The organism is Streptomyces sp. NPDC038200, from assembly GCF_055600785.1.
This window is the reverse complement of sequence record NZ_JBVJYH010000008.1, coordinates 90,921-110,948: the sequence shown is the minus strand read 5'-3', so window position 1 is coordinate 110,948 and position 20,028 is coordinate 90,921. Positions and strand designations below refer to the sequence as shown.

14 protein-coding genes and 2 pseudogenes are annotated in these 20,028 nt (G+C 70.7%); 11 read left to right on the top strand and 5 right to left on the bottom strand.

The window, feature by feature from the left end; all coding sequences use genetic code 11:
- Positions 1–2: 2 nt before the first annotated feature.
- Positions 3–1,207 (bottom strand): annotated as a pseudogene (locus ACZ7KF_RS18735) (adenosine deaminase).
- Positions 1,208–1,225: 18 nt separating this feature from the next.
- On the opposite strand from ACZ7KF_RS18735, the gene ACZ7KF_RS18730 reads away from it, so the two are divergent.
- Entirely contained in the window at positions 1,226–2,143 is a 918-nt protein-coding gene (locus ACZ7KF_RS18730) for a DUF4190 domain-containing protein (RefSeq protein WP_471075695.1), read from the top strand.
- A gap of 217 nt (positions 2,144–2,360) precedes the next feature.
- Here ACZ7KF_RS18730 and ACZ7KF_RS18725 read toward each other — a convergent pair whose 3' ends face one another.
- A complete protein-coding gene (locus tag ACZ7KF_RS18725; protein ID WP_471075692.1) occupies positions 2,361–2,924 on the bottom strand; it encodes an NADAR family protein in 564 nt (187 codons plus the stop codon).
- 209 nt (positions 2,925–3,133) lie between these two features.
- Here ACZ7KF_RS18725 and ACZ7KF_RS18720 point away from each other — a divergent pair, with 209 nt between their 5' ends.
- The 6 genes from ACZ7KF_RS18720 to ACZ7KF_RS18695 are packed head-to-tail and all read left to right on the top strand — an operon-like array spanning position 3,134 to position 10,339.
- Entirely contained in the window at positions 3,134–4,669 is a 1,536-nt protein-coding gene (locus tag ACZ7KF_RS18720) for a gamma-aminobutyraldehyde dehydrogenase (protein WP_471075689.1), read from the top strand.
- A 53-nt stretch (positions 4,670–4,722) separates the two neighbouring features.
- Positions 4,723–5,970, top strand: a complete 1,248-nt coding sequence (locus ACZ7KF_RS18715; protein ID WP_471075686.1) for a polyamine ABC transporter substrate-binding protein — start codon at positions 4,723–4,725, stop codon at positions 5,968–5,970.
- On the top strand, positions 5,967–7,127 hold the full coding sequence (locus tag ACZ7KF_RS18710; protein WP_471075683.1) for an ABC transporter ATP-binding protein: 1,161 nt from the start codon (positions 5,967–5,969) through the stop codon (positions 7,125–7,127). The genes ACZ7KF_RS18715 and ACZ7KF_RS18710 overlap by 4 nt, the downstream gene beginning before the upstream one ends.
- Positions 7,127–8,056, top strand: coding sequence for an ABC transporter permease (locus tag ACZ7KF_RS18705; protein WP_471075680.1), 930 nt, complete (start codon positions 7,127–7,129; stop codon positions 8,054–8,056). The genes ACZ7KF_RS18710 and ACZ7KF_RS18705 overlap by 1 nt, the downstream gene beginning before the upstream one ends.
- Complete coding sequence (locus ACZ7KF_RS18700) at positions 8,057–8,857, top strand: ABC transporter permease (RefSeq protein ID WP_471075677.1); 801 nt, start codon at positions 8,057–8,059, stop codon at positions 8,855–8,857.
- A gap of 51 nt (positions 8,858–8,908) precedes the next feature.
- Positions 8,909–10,339: an NAD(P)/FAD-dependent oxidoreductase gene (locus ACZ7KF_RS18695; RefSeq protein ID WP_471075674.1), complete on the top strand. Its 1,431-nt coding sequence runs from the start codon at positions 8,909–8,911 to the stop codon at positions 10,337–10,339.
- 8 nt (positions 10,340–10,347) lie between these two features.
- On the opposite strand, the gene ACZ7KF_RS18690 is transcribed toward ACZ7KF_RS18695, so the two are convergent.
- Positions 10,348–10,524 (bottom strand): hypothetical protein, encoded by a 177-nt coding sequence (locus tag ACZ7KF_RS18690; RefSeq protein ID WP_471075671.1) that lies wholly within the window; start codon positions 10,522–10,524, stop codon positions 10,348–10,350.
- Between the two features lie 126 nt (positions 10,525–10,650).
- Here ACZ7KF_RS18690 and dnaA point away from each other — a divergent pair, with 126 nt between their 5' ends.
- The 3 genes from dnaA (at position 10,651) to ACZ7KF_RS18675 (ending at position 15,025) form a co-directional block, all read left to right on the top strand.
- Positions 10,651–12,558, top strand: coding sequence for a chromosomal replication initiator protein DnaA (gene dnaA / locus ACZ7KF_RS18685; RefSeq protein ID WP_471075668.1), 1,908 nt, complete (start codon positions 10,651–10,653; stop codon positions 12,556–12,558).
- Between the two features lie 105 nt (positions 12,559–12,663).
- Entirely contained in the window at positions 12,664–13,122 is a 459-nt protein-coding gene (locus ACZ7KF_RS18680; RefSeq protein WP_471075665.1) for a hypothetical protein, read from the top strand.
- An 85-nt stretch (positions 13,123–13,207) separates the two neighbouring features.
- Positions 13,208–15,025 (top strand): chitinase, encoded by a 1,818-nt coding sequence (locus tag ACZ7KF_RS18675; RefSeq protein WP_471075662.1) that lies wholly within the window; start codon positions 13,208–13,210, stop codon positions 15,023–15,025.
- Positions 15,026–15,098: 73 nt separating this feature from the next.
- Here the strand turns inward: ACZ7KF_RS18675 and ACZ7KF_RS18670 are convergent.
- Positions 15,099–15,347, bottom strand: a pseudogene (locus ACZ7KF_RS18670) (phosphatase PAP2 family protein); the annotation flags it as partial.
- A 666-nt stretch (positions 15,348–16,013) separates the two neighbouring features.
- A complete protein-coding gene (gene gabT, locus ACZ7KF_RS18665; RefSeq protein WP_471075659.1) occupies positions 16,014–17,348 on the bottom strand; it encodes a 4-aminobutyrate--2-oxoglutarate transaminase in 1,335 nt (444 codons plus the stop codon).
- Between the two features lie 371 nt (positions 17,349–17,719).
- Between gabT and ACZ7KF_RS18660 the strand changes: the two genes are divergently transcribed.
- On the top strand, positions 17,720–20,017 hold the full coding sequence (locus ACZ7KF_RS18660) for an ATP/GTP-binding protein (protein WP_471075656.1): 2,298 nt from the start codon (positions 17,720–17,722) through the stop codon (positions 20,015–20,017).
- The last annotated feature ends 11 nt before the right edge of the window (positions 20,018–20,028 follow it).

The window sequence follows — 20,028 nt, the reverse complement described above, 5'->3', positions numbered from 1 at the left end:
GCTCAGCCGGCGAGCCAGGCGGCGGTGAAGGCGTCGATCTCCTTCGCCATCCGCGTCTTGCCCGCCGCGTCCAGGAAGGACGCCTCCACGGCGTTCTTCGCGAGAGCGGCCAGGCCGCGCTCGTCCAGGTCCAGGAGGCGGGCGGCCACCGCGTACTCGTTGTTCAGGTCGGTGCCGAACATCGGCGGATCGTCGGAGTTGATCGTCACCAGCACCCCGGCCCGCGTGAACTCCTTGATCGGGTGCTCCTCCAGCGTGCGGACGGCGCGGGTGGCGATGTTGGAGGTGGGGCACACCTCCAGCGGTATCCGGTGCTCGGCGAGGTGGGCGAGCAGCCGGGGGTCCTGCGCCGAGCTGGTGCCGTGTCCGATCCGTTCGGCCCGCAGCTCGGTCAGCGCGTCCCACACCGTCTGCGGGCCGGTCGTCTCCCCGGCGTGCGGCACGGAGCGCAGCCCTGCGGCGATGGCCCGGTCGAAGTACGGCTTGAACTGCGGCCGGGGCACGCCGATCTCCGGCCCGCCGAGTCCGAACGACACCAGGCCCTCGGGGCGGAGCCGGTCCTCGGTGGCCAGCCGTGTCGTCTCCTCGGCCGCCTCCAGACCGGCCTCGCCGGGGATGTCGAAGCACCAGCGCAGTACGGTCCCGAACTCGGCCTCGGCGGCCTTGCGGGCGTCCTCGATCGCGTCCATGAAGGCCCGCTCGTCGATGCCGCGGCGGGTGGACGAGAACGGGGTGATGGTCAGCTCGGCGTACCGCACCTGCTGACGGGCCAGGTCACGGGCCACCTCGTAGGTGAGCAGCCGGACGTCCTCCGGGGTGCGGATCAGGTCCACGACCGACAGATAGACCTCGATGAAGTGCGCGAAGTCCGTGAAGGTGAAGTAGTCGACCAGGGCCTCGGGGTCGGTGGGGACCTTGGAGTCGGGGTGGCGGGCGGCCAGCTCGGAGACGATGCGGGGGGAGGCGGAGCCGACGTGGTGGACGTGCAGTTCGGCCTTGGGGAGCCCGGCGATGAAGGTACGCAGATCGCGGTCGGCGGTGCCGGTGGCGGGTACGGAGCTGTCGGTCAAGGGGTCCTCCCCGGGAAAGGCGCCCGCGGACAGAGGCCTCGGTCCGGGCGCGGTGATCGGCTGATCGGTGACGCGGGATCATCGTAGGCCCCGGGTTCCGGCGGTCCGCCCTGCCCGTAGCATGAAGGGGCAGCCAGCAGAGGGGTTCTTCCACCATGTCCGACGAGGTGCCGCAGTCCACGCCGGCGGAGCGGACCGACGCCGGGCCCCCGATACCCCCGGTCTCGCTGGACAAGGACACGCCCCCGGCGGCCCCGGCGGCGCAGGCACCGGTCCGGGACGCGGCCCCGGCCCCCCGCTCCGTCCACGACCAGCAGACCCTGACCTCGCTCCCGGCGGCCCCGGCCGCGCCCGCCGACGCCGTACCCGCACCGTGGGCCAGCCCCACCCCCGGACCCGCGTCCCCGGCCCCCGCGCCCCAGTCGAACCCGTTCGCCCCGCCGGCATCCTCGGCACCGCAGCCGAACCCCTTCGCGCCCCCGGCGTCCGTTCCGCAGCCGAACCCCTTCGCCCCGCCGGCTTCCTCGGCGCCCCAGCCGAACCCCTTCGCGCCCCCGGCCCCCGCACCCCAGCCGAACCCCTTCGCGCCCCCGGCCCCCGCACCGCAGCCGAACCCCTACGCGCCGCCGGTGTCCCCCGGCGCGCCGCACGGGGCGACGGAACCGGTGCCCCCGCCGCCCATCGCCCCCGACGGTCCCGGCCAGGTGCCGTACGGCTACCCGGGGACCACGCCGGGCTACGGCTACCCGGGCCCGCCGCCCGCGCCGTACGGCGTCGGCCCTTATCCCGTGGGCAACGGCTACGGCTGGCCCGGCATGCAGGCGGTCCCGAGCAACGGCATGGGTACGGCCTCGCTGGTCCTGGGCATCCTGTCGGCCGTGGGCTTCGTCATGTGGCCGTTCGCGCTGGTGCTGGGCGTCCTGGCCATCATCTTCGGCGCGCTCGGCCGCGGGAAGGCGAACCGGGGCGAGGCCACCAACCCCGGCGTGGCCCTGGCGGGCCTCATCTGCGGGATCGCCGGGATCATCCTGGTGGGGGGCCTGCTGGCCCTGGTCATCGCCGTCCACACCTGAGAAGGGGGCCGGCCGGTCCCGCCGCCCGGTCCGGGTCCCTCACCGAGTCGGATCCCCCGGCCACCGCCGCAGAACCCGAGGGCATCGATCTGCGGCGCCCCGCATCGGCCCGCTCGACCCGCAGCGGCCCGGCTCGACGCGCACCGACCCGCAGCGACCCGCAGCGACCCACACCGACCCGCGTCGATCCCCCTCGCCCGGCCGGAGCCCCGCAGGGCTACGCTCTCGCCCCCGCCAGCCGTTCCCGTGCCTCCATCAGCGCGAAGCCCAGCAGGTTCGGCCCCCGCCACCGCTGCGGGTCCGAGGCCGCCTCGTCGTCCGCCGCCAGGCCGATTCCCCATATCCGGTCCACGGGGCTCGCCTCCACCAGCACCCGGTCCCCGGTGTTCAGCAAGAACGTGCCGAGGCCGTCGTCGGCCGCGAACTTGTGCACGCTGCCCTCGACCACGATCCGGAAGCGTTCCCGCTCCCACACCGTCTCGTCGAAGCCCCGGACCAGCCGCCCCGCCTTCTTCGCCGCGGCGGGGTGTTCGGCGGCCAGCACCCGGCGCTCGGCCTCGGCGTCCCCGAACAGCCGGGCCTTGCCCGCCATCATCCAGTGCTCGGCCGTCGCGTATTCCACACCGTCCACCACGAACGGTGACGGCCACCACTGGCTGAGACAGCTCGCTCCGATCCGGCCGTCCGGTCGCGGACGGTGTCCCCAGAAGTGAAGGTATGTGATCCGGGACCCCGCCCGGACCTCCCTGATCAGGGACTCCAACCCGTCGATCTTTCCCATGCACGCGAGTCTGGCACGCACCACTGACACTCCGTCCGTCCTTTTCCGCCCCGACTCGACACCTGGTCGACAGATTCCGTCGCGTAACCAAAAGGCAACAACGGAATCACTTGTTGGAGGTCTACTGCTCTGTCAGGATCGGCACTCAAATCGAGCTGGAGCTACGCCACCCACCCCCCGGGACGGGGCGAACGGCGGAGGAGAGCGACATGCACAACCCGGGCACCGCCACCCCGGAACGATTCCCCGCGCAGGACCGGTTCGCGGACGGCGCGCAGTTCATCGCCGGCCGTCTGACCAAGGGCACCTCGGGCCGCCACCACGCCGTGGTCGACCCCGCCACCGGCGAGGAGGTGTACACCTACGAGCTGGCGGGCGCCGACGACGTCGACGCGGCGGTCGCCGCCGCGCGCGAGGCGTTCCCGGGCTGGGCCGCCGCCACCCCCGGCGAGCGCTCGGACGCCCTGCACCGGTTCGCCGCCGTGCTCGCCGACCGCGCCGAGGACTTCGCCCGCGCGGAGTCCCTCCAGTGCGGCAAGCCGCTCAAGCTCACCCGTGAGTTCGACGTGCCGGGGACCATCGACAACACCGCCTTCTTCGCGGGCGCCGCCCGGCATCTCCAGGGGCAGTCGGCCGGTGAGTACTCCGGCGACCACACCTCGTACGTCCGGCGCGAGCCCATCGGTGTCGTCGGGTCCATCGCACCCTGGAACTACCCGCTCCAGATGGCCGCCTGGAAGATCCTCCCGGCGATCGCCGCCGGCAACACGATCGTCCTGAAGCCCGCCGAGCTGACCCCGCTGACCTCGCTGCTGTTCGCCCAGGCCGCCACGGACGCGGGCATCCCGGACGGGGTGATCAACATCGTCACCGGCACCGGCAAGGAGGCCGGTGAGCGCCTCGTCGGGCACCCGGACGTCGCCATGACCTCCTTCACCGGGTCCACCGCCGTCGGCAAGCGGGTCGCCGAGATCGCCACCGCCACCGTCAAGCGGCTCCATCTGGAGCTGGGCGGCAAGGCGCCCTTCGTCGTCTTCGACGACGCCGACCTGGAGGCCGCCGTGCACGGCGCGGTCGCGGGCGCGCTCATCAACACCGGCCAGGACTGCACGGCCGCCACGCGCGCGTACGTGCAGCGTCCGCTGTACGAGGCGTTCGTGGAGCGGACGGCCGCGCTGATGGAGACCGTGCGGCTCGGGGACCCGTTCGCGCCTGGCACCGACCTGGGGCCGCTGATCTCGCACGTCCAGCGCGACCGGGTCGCCGGTTTCGTGGACCGGGCGCGTGCCTACGCGCGTGTGGTGGCCGGCGGCGAGGCTCCCCGGGGCGACCTGAAGAACGGCGCCTACTACCGGCCCACCCTGATCGCCGACGCGGCCCAGGACAGCGAGATCGTCCAGTCGGAGATCTTCGGTCCGGTACTGGTCGTACTGCCGTTCGACAGCGATGATGAGGGAATCCGGCTGGCCAACGACACCCCCTACGGTCTCGCCGCCTCCGCGTGGAGCACGAACGTCTACCGCGCGAACCGGGCCACCCGCGAGATCAAGGCGGGCTGTGTATGGGTCAACGACCACATCCCGATCATCAGCGAGATGCCCCACGGCGGCTATAAGGCCTCGGGCTTCGGCAAGGACATGTCGGCGTACTCCTTCGAGGAATACACGCAGGTCAAGCACGTTATGTTCGACAACACGGCGGTGCCGAGGAAGGACTGGCACCGCACGATCTTCGGGGACCGCTAGAGAACGACCAGGCCAGTGACCAGGCCGATCCCTCCCGAAAGGGCACCACGCGCATGGAGCAGTACGAGCCCGACCGTCTGACCCCGCCCCAAGTGGCCGCCATGCGGCGCAGTCTGCGCAACGGCCGGGCCGCCCTGACCCGACGGTCACTGCTGCGGGCCACCGCGGGCGGGACGCTCGCGGCCGGCGGCCTCGGGGCGCTCAGCGGCTGCGGAATCCCCGCTGCGGGCAAGACCCGGGGCGGCACCTCCGCCCACGACCACTCGGCCCAGGAGAAGGTCGTCGACTTCTCCAACTGGACCGAGTACATCGACGTCGACGACAGCGGAAAGCGCCACCCCACGCTGGAGACCTTCCGCAAGCGGACCGGGATCAAGGTCAACTACACCGAGGACATCAACGACAACAACGAGTTCTTCGGGAAGATCAAGCCGCAGCTCGCCGCGGGGCAGGACACCGGACGCGACATCATCGTCCTCACCGACTGGCTGGCCGCCCGGCTGATCCGCCTCGGCTGGGTCCAGAAACTGGACCCGTCCAACCTGCCGCACGCCTACACCAACCTGTCGCCCCAGTTCCGCGACCCGGACTGGGACCCCGGGCGGGCGTACTCGTACCCCTGGCAGGGCATCTCCACCGTCATCGCCTACAACAAGAAGGCGCTCGACGGCATCGAGGTGAAGTCGGTCTCCGACCTGCTCGACAACCCCCGGCTCAAGGGGCGCGTCGGCTTCCTGTCGGAGATGCGCGACAGCATGGGCATGACCCTGCTGGACATGGGCAAGGACCCGGCGCACTTCACCGACGACGACTTCGACGCGGCCGTCGCCCGCCTCCAGAAGGCCGTCGACAAGGGCCAGATACGCCGCTTCACCGGCAACGACTACACGTCCGACCTCACCAAGGGCGACTTCGCGGCCTGCATCGCCTGGGCGGGTGACGTCGTCCAGCTCAAGGCGGACAGCCCGGATGTCGACTTCGTCATCCCGGACAGCGGCTATATGACATCGACCGACAACATGTGCGTTCCCAACAAGGCGCGTCACAAGACGAACGCCGAGCGGCTGATCGACTTCTACTACGAGCCCGAGCAGGCCTCCGCGCTCGCCGCGTACATCAACTACGTGACGCCGGTCGACGGGGTGAAGCCCTACCTTGCGAAGATCGACCAGGACGCGGCGAACAACCCGCTGATCGTCCCCGACAAGGCCATGCAGGCGAGGTCCCATGCCTTCCGCTCCCTGAGCCAGAAGGAAGAGACGGCCTACGAAGAGAAGTTCGCGAAGCTCACAGGGGCGTGACGACGATGAAGACGACACCAGACAACAGCGGCGACGTCCGCCTCTCCGGTATCTCCAAGACCTACGGCTCCTTCACCGCCGTACACCCGCTGGACCTGACCGTGCCCGAGGGATCCTTCTTCGCCCTGCTCGGCGCCTCCGGCTGCGGCAAGACCACCACCCTGCGCATGATCGCCGGCCTGGAGGAACCTTCCTCCGGGACCGTGCGCCTCGGCGACCAGGACGTCACCCACCTGCCGCCGTACAAGCGGCCGGTCAACACGGTCTTCCAGTCCTACGCCCTCTTCCCGCACCTCGACATCTTCGAGAACGTCGCCTTCGGCCTGCGCCGGCGTGGCATCAAGAGCGTGAAGAAGCAGGTCGAGGAGATGCTGGAGCTGGTCCAGCTGGGCGAGCAGGCGCGCAAGAAGCCGCACCAGCTCTCCGGTGGCCAGCAGCAGCGTGTCGCCGTGGCCCGCGCGCTGATCAACCACCCCAAGGTCCTCCTCCTCGACGAGCCGCTCGGCGCCCTCGACCTCAAGCTGCGCCGCCAGATGCAGCTGGAGCTCAAGCGCATCCAGACCGAGGTCGGCATCACCTTCGTCCACGTCACGCACGACCAGGAGGAGGCCATGACCATGGCCGACACGGTCGCCGTGATGAACGGGGGCCGGGTCGAGCAACTCGGCGCGCCGACCGACCTGTACGAGAACCCGCAGACCACGTTCGTCGCGAACTTCCTCGGCACGTCCAACCTCATCGAGGCCGAGGTCGACACGAAGAACGGCGACGACATCGTGCTCAGGGCGGGCGGCGGCAAGCTGGTGCTGCCCGAGGCGCGATGTTCCGCCCCGACGACGGCCGGCGGCAAGGTGCTGGTCGGCATCCGCCCCGAGAAGATCGCCCTCACCCACGCCGACGAGGCCGGCGCCGTGCCCGAGGGCCGCAACCGCATCACCGGCAAGATCGCCGACGCCAGCTTCATCGGTGTCTCCACGCAGTACGTGATCGACACCCCGGTCTGCGACGAGTTCGCGGTGTACGTCCAGAACGTCGAGCGGGACGGCCGGCTCGTCCCCGGCGCCGACGTCGTCCTGCACTGGAGCCCGGCCCACACCTTCGGCCTGGACGCGGCCCAGGACATCGACGCGGGCACCGAGGAAGAGGCGGCGGCCTGATGTCGACGCTCACCGAGGCACCCCCGCCGCTCGCCCCGGCCGAGCCGGCCAAGCAGCCCCCGCGCAAGCGGGGCCGGTTCACCCCGTACTGGCTGCTGCTGCCCGGCATGCTCTGGCTGATCGTCTTCTTCGCGCTGCCGCTGGTCTACCAGGCCTCCACCTCCGTGCAGCAGGGCTCGCTGGAAGAGGGCTACAAGGTCACCTGGCACTTCGCGACCTACTGGAACGCGCTGTCCGAATACTGGCCGCAGTTCCTGCGGTCCGTCTTCTACGCCGCCGCCGCGACCGTGCTCTGCCTGCTGCTCGGCTACCCGCTGGCCTACACCATCGCCTTCCGCGCGGGCCGCTGGAAGAACCTGATCATGATCCTGGTGATCGCCCCGTTCTTCACCAGCTTCCTGATCCGCACGCTGGCCTGGAAGACGATCCTCGCGGACAGCGGACCGGTCGTGCACACCCTGAACTCGCTGCACGTCCTGGACGTCACCGACTGGCTGGGCTGGACGGCCGGCGACCGGGTCCTGGCCACACCGCTGGCCGTGGTCTGCGGCCTGACCTACAACTTCCTGCCGTTCATGATCCTGCCCCTGTACACCTCGCTGGAGCGGATCGACGGGCGGCTGCACGAGGCGGCCGGCGACCTCTACGCCAAGCCGTGGACCACCTTCCGCAAGGTCACCTTCCCGCTGTCCATGCCGGGCGTGGTCTCCGGGACCCTGCTGACCTTCATCCCGGCGGCCGGTGACTACGTCAACGCCGAACTCCTCGGCTCCACCGACACCCGCATGATCGGCAACGTCATCCAGACACAGTTCCTGCGCATCCTGGACTATCCGACGGCCGCGGCCCTGTCGTTCATCCTCATGGCCGCGATCCTGGCCATGGTCACGTTCTACATCCGCCGGTCCGGGACGGAGGACCTGGTCTAAATGCCCTTCGTCAACTGGCTCAAGCGCCGTCTCGTCGTCCTCGCCGGACTGCTGACGCTCGGCTACCTCCTGCTGCCGAATGTCATCGTCACGGTGTTCTCCTTCAACAAACCGAAGGGGCGCTTCAACTACGAGTGGCAGCAGTTCTCCACGGACGCCTGGCAGGACCCGTGCGGCGTCGCCGACATGTGCGGCTCACTGTCCATCAGCCTCCAGATCGCCGTCTGGGCGACCGTCGGCGCCACCCTCCTCGGCACGATGATCTCCTTCGCGCTGGTCCGCTACCGCTTCCGCGCACGCGGCGCCGTCAACTCGCTGATCTTCCTGCCGATGGCGATGCCCGAGGTCGTCATGGCCGCCTCGCTGCTCACCCTGTTCCTGAACATGGGCGCGCAGCTCGGCTTCTGGACGATCCTGATCGCCCACATCATGTTCTGCCTGAGCTTCGTCGTCACCGCCGTCAAGGCGCGCGTGATGTCGATGGACCCGCGTCTGGAAGAGGCCGCCCGGGACCTGTACGCCGGCCCCGTGCAGACCTTCGTGCGGGTCACCCTGCCCATCGCGGCACCCGGAATCGCCGCGGGCGCGCTGCTGTCCTTCGCGCTCTCCTTCGACGATTTCATCATCACCAATTTCAATGCCGGGTCGACCGTCACCTTCCCGATGTTCGTCTGGGGTTCGGCGCAGCGCGGAACGCCGGTGCAGATCAACGTGATCGGCACGGCCATGTTCCTGATCGCCGTCCTCTTCGTCCTGACCTCGATGGTCATCAGCAATCGCCGGAACAAGCAAAAGGCGTAGGCCGTCCGCGGCACGCCTTTGCGGGCAAGTCCTCTGTAGGGAGTTGAAATCATGGCCCCAAGCGCCATGAGCCGTGGCAAAGACAACTGGATCGCCTCTCTTTCCGAAGCCCAGCCGGTCCCGTACTGGCTGGAAGACCCCGGCAAGCCACACGCCGAGCCCGCCCTCACCGGCACCGACACCTGCGACCTGCTGGTCGTCGGCGGCGGCTACAGCGGACTGTGGACCGCGCTCAACGCGAAGGAGCGCGACCCGCAGCGCGATGTGGTGCTGCTGGAAGGCCGCGAGGTGGGCTGGGCCGCCTCCGGCCGCAACGGGGGCTTCTGCGCCGCCTCCCTCACCCACGGTCTGCCCAACGGCCTCGCCCGCTGGCCCGACGAGATCCACCGGCTGGAGGAGCTGGGCCGGCGCAACCTCGACGAGATCGAGGCCGCCGTGGCCCGGCACGGCATCGACTGCGAGTTCGAGCGCACCGGCGAGATCGACGTCGCCACCGAGACCTACCAGGCCTGGGAACTCCGCGACTGGCACCGGGAGCTGGAGGAGAAGGGGCTCGCCGACGGCGTCGAGTTCCTGGACGCCGATGCCGTACGCGAACAGGTGAACTCGCCCACCTTCGAAGCGGGTCTGTGGGACCGCCGGGGCGTGGCCATGCTGCACCCGGCGAAGCTGGCCTGGGGCCTGAAGCAGGCGTGCGTCAGGCTCGGCGTCCGGGTGTACGAGCACACGCCCGCCCTCACCCTGAAGCCCTACGGCGCCGGGATGGCCGTACACACCCCGTACGGCGCCGTCCGCGCGCGCAGGGTGGCGCTCGGCACGAACATCTTCCCCAGCCTGCTGCGGCGCGTGCGGTCGTACACCGTCCCGGTCTACGACTACGCGCTGATGACCGAGCCGCTGAGCGCCGACCGGCTGGCGTCGATCGGCTGGAAGAACAGGCAGGGACTGGGGGACAGCGCCAACCAGTTCCACTACTTCCGTCTCTCCGCCGACAACCGGATCCTGTGGGGCGGCTACGACGCCATCCACCACTACGGGGGCCGGGTGCGCGCCGAGTACGACGACCGGCCCGAGACGTACGCCAAGCTCGCGGGGCACTTCTTCACCTGCTTCCCGCAGCTGGAGGGCGTCCGTTTCACCCATGCCTGGGGCGGCGCGATCGACACCTGCTCGCGCTTCTCGGCGTTCTTCGGCACCGCCCACCAGGGCAAGGTGGCGTACGCGGCGGGCTACACCGGGCTCGGCGTCGGCGCGACCCGCTTCGGCGCGGACGTGATGCTGGATCTGCTGGACGGGGAGCGCACCGAGCGGACCGAGCTGGAGATGGTCCGCAAGAAGCCGCTGCCGTTCCCGCCGGAGCCGTTCGCCTGGACCGGGATCGCCCTCACCAAGTGGTCCCTGGCCCGCGCGGACGCCCACGGCGGCCGGCGGAACCTGTGGCTGCGCGCGATGGACCGGCTGGGACTGGGCTTCGACAGCTGATCCGTCCGTCATCCGTCCCACCTCCCGGAGGACCGTTCGCCCCGCCGGGCGGCGTAGCGCGTGGAGAGACCGATCGCCACGGCGGACACCGCCTGGGGCGGGATGCCGGCCAGGGCGAGGACGACTCCGCTCGGCAGGACGGCGAGAAGAGCGACAAGATCGGTTCGCCCTCGGGGGCCGCGCATTGATAAGCCTTTCTGGTCTCCTGTGGGGGGCGGGAGAACAGACTGGTGCGGACGTTCGGTGTTGCGCCAGGCGGCACAGTTGCCACCTGGCGCAACACCGGGGACGCCGAAGCGCGAGGGGGCGGGATGAGCGTTCTGGTGCCGTTGGGCGGCGACCTTCCGGAGGAGTCGCGGGCGTTGGCGGAGGCGTTACGCCGCTTGTTCGACGGGCTGGGCGTCAGTGTGCGCCGGTACGCCGCCCGCCGGCACCGGGACCCCGGTTCCCTGTCCCGGTTCCTCAACGGCACCCGCATACCCCCTTGGGAGTTCGTCCACGACCTGATCCGGGACGTCGCCGAGCAGCAGGGCCGCGCCCCCACGCCCGAAGCCATCGAGCTGATGCGCCGGCTGCATCGCACGGCGCTGGCGTGCAGCGGTTCCGCGCTGCACCGGGTCCAGGTCCTGGAGGACGAACTCGCCGACGCCGACCGCCAGTCGCTGCGGTCCGCGGCCCTCGTCCGGGCACTGGAGGGGGCGCTGGCGGACGCGCAGCAACGCGCCACCGACCTGGAGGTGCAGATCCGCCAGCTGCACGGCCACCAGGACCGCACGGCCGTCGAGAAGGACAAGACCCTGCGGCTGTACGAGGACCAGGTGACCGCCCTGCTGAGGGAGCGCCAGGACCTCATGGAGCGGGTGGAGGCGCTCGGCGAGGAGCTCCAGGACGCCCACGCCCGGCGGGTGCGGGCGGAGCGCCGGTGCGAGGAACTGGAACGCCAGCTGGTCGCGGCCGAGGAACAGGCGTCCCGGGAGAACAGCCCGGCCGCGGACGGACCGCGCGGGGATGCCCCGGCCGCGGACGGACCGGGGGAGAGCGGCGGGCCGGGGGAGAGCGGCGGGCCGGGCGCAGGCGCCGCGGTCACGGGCGGCCCGCAGGAGGGCGCGGCGGTCACGGACGGGCCGGGGCAGGGCGCCCCGGACGGGGGCCGGCCGGACTGGCACGGCCTCGACCCGCGGTTCGTCTTCGACACCTTCGTCGTCGGCGACACCAACCGCTTCGCCCACGGTGCGGCCCGGGCCGTCGCCGAGGCGCCGGCCACCCTGTACAACCCGCTGTTCGTCTACGGGACGTCCGCCATCGGCAAGACCCATCTGCTGTGCGCGATCGGCCACCACGCCCGCCGGGCGCGGCCGGGCACGCGGGTGCGCTACGTGACGGCCGAGACGCTCGCCCACGAATATCTCGCGGCCGGGCGCGGGCGCGGCCTCGACGCGTTCCGCCGCCGCTATCTGGACCTGGACCTGCTCCTGGTGGACGACATCCAGCTCCTCACCGGACAGGGCGGGGCGCACGAGGAGTTCCGGCACCTCTTCGACGAGCTGCACGGTGCGCGGAGACAGATCGTGATCTCCTCCGACCGGCCGCCCAAACAGCTCACGCACCTGGGCGACCGGTTGCGCGGCCGTCTGGAGTCCGGGCTGATCACCCATGTCCAGCCGCCCGAGCAGGCGGTGCGGGTCACCCTGCTGCGCCGCAAGGCGGAACAGGAGGGCATCGACGTACCTCCCGAGACGCTCGACCACATCGCCTCGCACGTCCAGCGCAACGTCCGCGAGCTGGAGGGCGCGCTCGTCCGGGTCCGTGCCTTCGCGGCGCTGAACCGGCAGCCGATGGACGTCCAGCTGGCCGCCATCGTGCTGCGTGACCTGGTCCCGGACCGCGGCCCCTCCCGCGAGGAGGACGCCGCCCGGCGGATCATCGGGATGACCGGCGTCTACTTCGGCGTGACGGCCGAGGCGCTGTGCGGCAGGGAGCGCGGGCGCGCACTGGTGACCGCCCGCCAGATGGCCATGTACCTGTGCCGTGAACTCACCGACCTGTCACCGTCACGGATCGGCCAGGTCTTCGGCGGCCGTGACCAGGAGTCCGTCGACTACGCGGACCGCAAACTGCGTGCCCTGATGGCCGAACGCCGGTCCATCTACAACCAGATGACCGAGCTGACCGCGCGCATCAAGGCGACCGACGGGCCGCGCACCGACCACTGGGCGTGAGTCAGTTCACTCCAACGAGGTGCCGGGACCCGCGTAATGCCCTCGGGAAAGCCACCCTCTCTCATCCTGGCGCGACCGCGTCGCACGAGAGAGGGAGGCTTTCTGATGACTGGGGCGAAGACGGCGGTCGAATGGCTGGCATCCGTCGCACCGGACCCCGAGGCCTGCCGCTGGGAGTGGGAGCGCAGCCCCCTCGGGGTCGCCCTGCTGCCCGCCGGCAAGGCCTGGGACGTCCTGATCCTGCCGGGTGACCTCGGCTATCCGACGCTGGACGTGCTCACCCGGATCCTGGACCGGACCGGTCCGGTGCTCGTCGACTTCGGCGACAGCCGGGTGGGGTTCTTCGTGCCCCCGGGCACCGCGGCCCGGTGGCTCGGTACCGGCATCCGCACCGCCGGGGCCGGCACCTGGATCGTCGTGCCGTACCCCGGCCGCGCGACCCACGGTGTGCGCTGGCTGGTGCCGCCGGACGGCTCGGGCACGCTGACCGACCCGGCACTGCTGGAACTGGCGATGCACGAGGCGGCGGCGGGGCTGGTGCGGGAGAGGGGCGAGGACGGGTAGCGTCCGGACACCTTGACAACAGGATTGGTCTGGACCAAGTTGTGTGCGCTCCGCCCCTCCAACTCCCCCGACCCCGGAGGCCCTTGTGGACCGCGCCAGACGTCCCAGATCCGTCCTCGCCGTGCTCACGGCCGCGCTGCTGGCCGTGCCCGGCATCACCGCGCTCTCGTCGGCCGCCCGTGCGGCCGACGCGGACGTCGCGACCAACGGCGGCTTCGAGTCCGGCCTGACCGGCTGGACCTGCACCGCAGGTACGACGGTCGGCTCACCTGTGCACAGCGGCGCCGCGGCGCTCCAGGCCACCCCGGCGGGCGGCGACAACGCCCAGTGCAGCCAGACGGTGACCGTCCAGCCCGACGCGCAGTACACCCTGTCCGGTTACGTCCGCGGCTCCTACGTCTACCTCGGCGCGAGCGGCACCGGCACCACCGACGTCTCCGCCTGGACCCAGTCCGCCCCCGACTGGCAGAAGCTGAGCACCACCTTCCGCACCGGAGCGGCCACCACCAAGGTCACGATCTACACCCACGGCTGGTACGGCACCGGCGCCTACCAGGCCGACGACATCTCCCTGGTCGGCCCCGGCGGCAGCGGCACCGGACAGCCCCCCGCGGCCCCGGCCGGCCTGAAGACCACCACCGTGACCTCCTCCTCCGTCGGCCTGTCCTGGTCGGCGGTGACCGGCGCGACGAGCTACGCGGTCTACCGCGACGGGGTCCGGACCCAGACGGTGACCGGCACCTCGGCGACCGTCTCCGGTCTCGCCGCGTCGACGGCGTACGGCTTCCAGGTCACCGCGGTCAACGACGCCGGCGAGTCCGCGAAGTCCGCGGTCGTGACCGCGACCACCAGCGCCGGCTCCGGCGGCGGTGGCGGCGGCTCGTCCGACCTGCCCGCCCACGCCCTCGTCGGCTATCTCCACGCCAGCTTCGCCAACGGCGCCGGCTACACCCGGCTCGCCGACGTCCCCGACAGCTGGGACGTCATCGACCTGGCCTTCGGCGAGCCCACCACGGTCACGTCCGGGGACATCCGCTTCCACCGCTGCCCGGTCACCGAGTGCCCGAACGTGGAGAGCGACGCCGAGTTCAAGGCGGCCGTCAAGGCCAAGCAGGCGGCCGGCAAGAAGGTGCTGATCTCGATCGGCGGCCAGAACGGCCAGGTCCAGCTGACCACGACCGCGGCCCGCGACACCTTCGTCTCCTCGGTCTCGAACATCATCGACACCTACGGCCTCGACGGCCTCGACATCGACTTCGAGGGCCACTCGCTGTCGCTGAACGCCAACGACACGGACTTCAAGAACCCCACCACCCCCGTGATCGTGAACCTCATCTCGGCACTGAAGACCCTGAAGGCCAAGTACGGCGCCACGTTCGTGCTGAGCATGGCCCCGGAGACGTTCTTCGTGCAGAACGGCTACCAGTACTACGGCACCGGCAAGTGGGGCGGCCAGGACCCGCGCTGCGGCGCCTACCTCCCGGTGATCCACGCCCTGCGCGACGACCTCACCCTGCTGCACGTCCAGGACTACAACTCGGGTCCGATCATGGGCCTGGACAACCAGTACCACTCGATGGGCGGCGCCGACTTCCACATCGCCATGACCGACATGCTCCTCACCGGCTTCCCGGTCGCCGGAGACCAGAACAACGTCTTCCCGCCGCTGCGCCCCGACCAGGTCGCCATCGGCATGCCGGCGTCCACGAACGCGGGCAACGGCTACGTCGCCCCGTCCGAGGTCACCAAGGCCCTGGACTGCCTCACGAAGAAGACGAACTGCGGCTCGTACCCGACCCACGGGACCTGGCCCGCCCTGCGCGGTCTGATGACCTGGTCGGTGAACTGGGACCGGTACGCGAACTGGGAGTTCCAGAAGAACTTCGACCACTACTTCGGCTGAGGCCCGGCACCAGGGACAGGGTGGTCAGCAGCACGGTGCACAGGCACCAGCTGGCCACCACGTCCAGCGGCCAGTGCCAGCCCCGCCGGACCAGACCGTACGACACCCCGAGGACGAGCGCGGCACAGACCCCGACCAGGACCCGGCGGGCGGCCGTGGAGCGCAGCCAGGGGAGCAGGAGCAGCGTCGCGGAACCGTAGGCGACGGCCGCCGTGGCCGTGTGTCCGGAGGGGAAGTAGCCGACGGCCGGGGGCACCACGGCGGTCCCCGGGCGGGCGGTCCAGTCCTTCAGCGGTACGACGATCGCCGGGACCAGCGCCATCAGCACCGCGGCGGCGAGCGGCGGCAGCCACCACCGCCGCGCGCCGGCGTTCCGGCCCCGCCACAGCACATGGGCCAGCACGAGCCCGAGCACCGGGACGGCCACCTGGATGTTGCCGAGGTCGGACAGCAACTCGGAGAACCGGTCCGGACGGACGAGGGCCCGGCTGAGGCGGGCGTCCAGGCGCAGCAGCGGGCCGTGCGCCACGACCTGCCAGGTGATCAGCGCGAGGAGAACGGCCGGCAGGCCGAGGAGCGGGGCGCGGCGGACTACGGTCGACACGGCGCCCAGCTTGTCAGACGGAGCCCGACGTACGGGGAAGGAGGTCGGCCGCCCCGGAACAGGGGGGGTGGTTCCGAGGCGGCCGACCGGACCGGAACGTCGCGCGCCCCGGGGGGTTTGGGGCGGCGACCGTCCGATCGGTGAGGAGATCCCGGAGCCGTCAGGCGCCGGTTGTGTGCGCGAGGGCACGACCAGGACGAAGCTGGGGAGGCCTCGGCCCGGAGTCGCCCACAGTCCCCTGTGGGCGGGGTGTATCTCTCATCTGAGGAGAACCTACGGCAGGCCGGGGCGCTTGGGCAGACGGAACTCGCTCCCGTCATCCACCCCGCACACCTTCTTCACACGGCCTGCCGGAGGCGCCCTTCAGAGGTGCAGACCTATCGCTCAGATGCGCGCGAACGCCTGCTCGATGATGTCGAGGCCCTCGTTCAGCAGGTCCTCGCCGATGACCAGCGGCGGCAGGAAGCGGAGCACGTTGCCGTAGGTGCCACAGGTCAGGACCAGCAGGCCCTCGGCGTGGCAGGCCTTGGCGAGAGCGGCGGTGGCCTCCGGGTTCGGCTCCTTGGTGGCGCGGTCCTTGACCAGCTCGATCGCGATCATCGCGCCGCGGCCACGCACGTCACCGATGACGTCGAACTTCTCGGCCATGGCGGCGAGGCGACCCTTCATGATCTCCTCGATGTGCTTCGCCTTGCCGTTGAGGTCCAGCTCCTTCATGGTCTCGATGGCGCCGAGCGCACCCGCGCAGGCGACGGGGTTGCCGCCGTACGTACCACCGAGGCCGCCGGCGTGCGCGGCGTCCATGATCTCCGCGCGGCCGGTCACGGCGGCGAGCGGCAGACCACCGGCGATGCCCTTGGCGGTCGTGATCAGGTCGGGCACGATGCCCTCGTCCTCACAGGCGAACCACTGGCCGGTCCGGCAGAAGCCGGACTGGATCTCGTCGGCGACGAAGACGATCCCGTTGTCGTTGGCGAACTTCACGATCTCCGGCAGGAAGCCCTTGGCCGGCTCGATGAAGCCGCCCTCGCCGAGGACCGGCTCGATGATGATCGCGGCCACGTTGTCCGGGCCGACCTGCTTGGTGATCTGGTCGATGGCCTGCTTGGCGGCCTCCGGACCGGCGTTCTCCGGGCCGGTCGGCCAGCGGTAGCCGTAGGCCACCGGCACGCGGTACACCTCGGGCGCGAAGGGCCCGAAACCGTGCTTGTACGGCATGTTCTTCGCCGTCAGCGCCATGGTCAGGTTGGTACGCCCGTGGTAGCCGTGGTCGAAGACCACCACGGCCTGCCGCTTGGTGTAGGCACGCGCGATCTTGACGGCGTTCTCGACGGCCTCGGCGCCGGAGTTGAACAGCGCGGACTTCTTGGCGTGGTCACCGGGGGTCAGCTCGGCCAGCGCCTCCGCGACCTCCACGTAGCCCTCGTACGGGGTGACCATGAAACAGGTGTGGGTGAAGTCGGCGAGCTGGGCGCTCGCGCGGCGCACGACGGCCTCGGCGGAGGCGCCGACGGAGGTCACGGCGATGCCGGAACCGAAGTCGATGAGACGGTTGCCGTCGACGTCCTCGATGATGCCGCCGCCGGCGCGCGCGGTGAACACCGGCAGCACGGAGCCCACGCCCTGGGCGACCACGGCGGTACGGCGGGCCTGCAGTTCCTGCGACTTCGGGCCGGGGATGGCGGTGACGACGCGGCGCTCCTGCGGAAGTGCGGTCATGGGGGGCTCCCTGATGATCTTGCGTACCGGGCGGTCCCGGGCGGTTCCGGGCGGTGCGTTTACGGACGCATACCTTCTTTTCTCGCAGGCTAAGACCGGTTCCGGAAGGTGGGCATGCTCCATGTGGGCGTTGTCGGCGAGCCCCGTTGTCCGCGATGGACATAGCCCGCCCGGGCGGGTACGGCGCCTCTCGGCCACGTAAGCGGTGAACTCCCCTTGCCGGAGCGTTAGATTGCTCGCTGATGGTGGACGGAACGGCTGGTCAGGGGGCAGGGTCGGTGGACAGCGACGGCACGCGCGACACACGCGGCACGCACGCGAACCATGTACCGCGCCCTACGGCGCCGCTTGAGGGTACGGGGGTGCCGCCCATGCCGCCGCCCATGCCGCCAGGTGTGCCGCCGGCGCCCTCGATGCCACCGGGCGCGCCGCCGAAACCCGACGGTTCCCTCTTCCTCACCTGGCTGCGGGCCCCCCGCCCGGAGGCGGCCCCCGGAGTCTGGCGCCTCGGCCACCGGTCCCGGCCTCAGGAGACCGTCGGACAGGTCTCCGACCGGGCGCTGCTGACGGGAGCCGTGGTGTCCCTGGTCGCGGCCCTGCTCGTGTGGTCACTGTGGGTCAACAACCTGGTGCCGCACAAGAGGGTGCTACTGGAACTGGTCACGCCGTCCGACTGGTGGGGCTTCGATCCGCCCCGGGCGGCACTCACGGCGAGCGCCGTCTATGACAGCGTCTTCGCCACCCTCGTGCTGTACTACTTCGCGCGTGTGGGCAACTGGAAAGAAGTCGTCCGGCGGTATGTGACCGACCGTGCCCAGCCGTCCCGGGCTCTACGTGCCGCCGTCCTGGGTGCTCTCGTCGCCTGGCTCGTCGTCTGGCACGGACTGCTGTCGTACTACAAGCTCGCGGTGAGCGTGACGCCGTCCGACTGGTTCGTTGTGCCCGGCGACCCTGTCGGCACCGTGCACCGACTCCAGATTCTCAAGGTCGTACTCACGCTCGTCGCCTTGGGGCCGTTCGCCGCAGCGGGTGACTGGCTGGGGCTGCTGCGAGGCCTCCGTCTCCCCCAGGAGGTGGCCGAGAGCCCTGAGGTGGCCACGCCCGAGCCCGTCACGGACTGGCCCGAACTGCATGCCTACGGCCAGAGCACCACGGCGGAACGGCTGGCCGAAGAGGCGCGTGCAGGCCGGATGAACGACGTGGACTGCGTCAGGATCCGTCGTGCTTGGCGAAGCGTGGTCGCCGAACCCGCACGTCTGGGCGCGTTCACTTCGGCCGTGCTCAAGGATGGTGCCCGGGCATGTCTGCACCCGTCCGGTGACCGCGACCTTCCCATCCGGATGGCCTCGCACGACCTGCTGACCTCCCAGGTGCGCATCGGCCGGTACGCGGACGTCGAGCGCACTCCGCCTGCCCGCCGTGCCGCAGGGGCGGCGGTGGACCCCAGCACGCTGGGGACCTCCCTGCTTGTGATCGGCCCGTCCGGCTCGGGCAAGACCGAGCGCCTGGTGCGTCCGGTATGCGAGTCCGTCGCTCTCCAGGCCCTCGCCGGGCAGGCGGCACTGATCGTGGTGTGCGCCGCCGGTTCACCCATGGGTGCCGATCAGGCTTACGACGTCGTGATCCGGCCGGGGGACCGTGCTTCGGCGTACGACCTCGATCTGTATGGCGGGACGGGTGACCCCGACGAGGCGGCCGCACTTCTCGCGGATGTCCTCGCGGGTGACTGGGCCGAGGTCGAGCTGCGGCGCGCGGGGACCGTGCTGGCGCAGTTGCTGGGGCCGTTCCGAGCTGTCCACGGCCGGTTCCCCTCGGTGCCCGAACTCCGAGAGCTGCTGGACGGCGAGCCGTCGGCGCTGAATCGGCTGAAGGGGATGCTCGACCCGGGGGCCCACTCCGCTTTGTACCGAGAGCTGGAGGCGCGGATCCGGCAGACAGGCGTCCACGGAGATCCCGGGATACTGCTCGCCGACCGGCTTGCCTGCCTGGACCGCCCGGCCTTCACGGGTTTCTTCGACACTTCCGGTGACGCTCGGCCATTCACACTGCGATCACTCGACCACCCGCTGAGAGTCAGGATCGACCTGCCGGAGCGAGCTCATCCGGAAGCAGCCCAGCTGCTGACCCGGCTGTTGCTCGCCCAGTTCACGGCGAGCATGGCCGTTCGTTCGGATCAGTCCCTGTTCGCCGGTCTCGTTCTCGCCGATGCGACGCACGCGATCACCGCGGGTTCCGTGCGGGCCCTGCGGAGACTGCGCGAGAGCAATGCGGGCGTTCTCCTCAGCTTGAGGTCCCTGGGCGACGTCCCGGAGCACCTGCGGCAACCGCTGATCGCCGCGGTCGGCTGCCACGCCGCCTGCTCGGGGATCACCACCTGGGAGGGTGCCCTGTTCGCGCAGGCATGGGGTACGGAGTGGGTGGAGACGACAGAGGTCGCCAAGCACACGGTGTTCGCGGACCAGCCACTGACCCGCCTGATCCACGCTGTCCGCAAACTCGGTACCGGTAAGCCGGTCACCACGGACGCCGTCACCGTCCGGCAGGTCGAGCGGGAGCGTTGGTCGGCGTCCGAGTTGGCTCATGGGGTGCCGCCGGGGCATGCGGTGTTGTCGTTGACCACCGTCCGGGGCGAGCACGCGCCGCCGCTGCTGGTGGATCTGCGGGGGTGAGACGCCAGCGG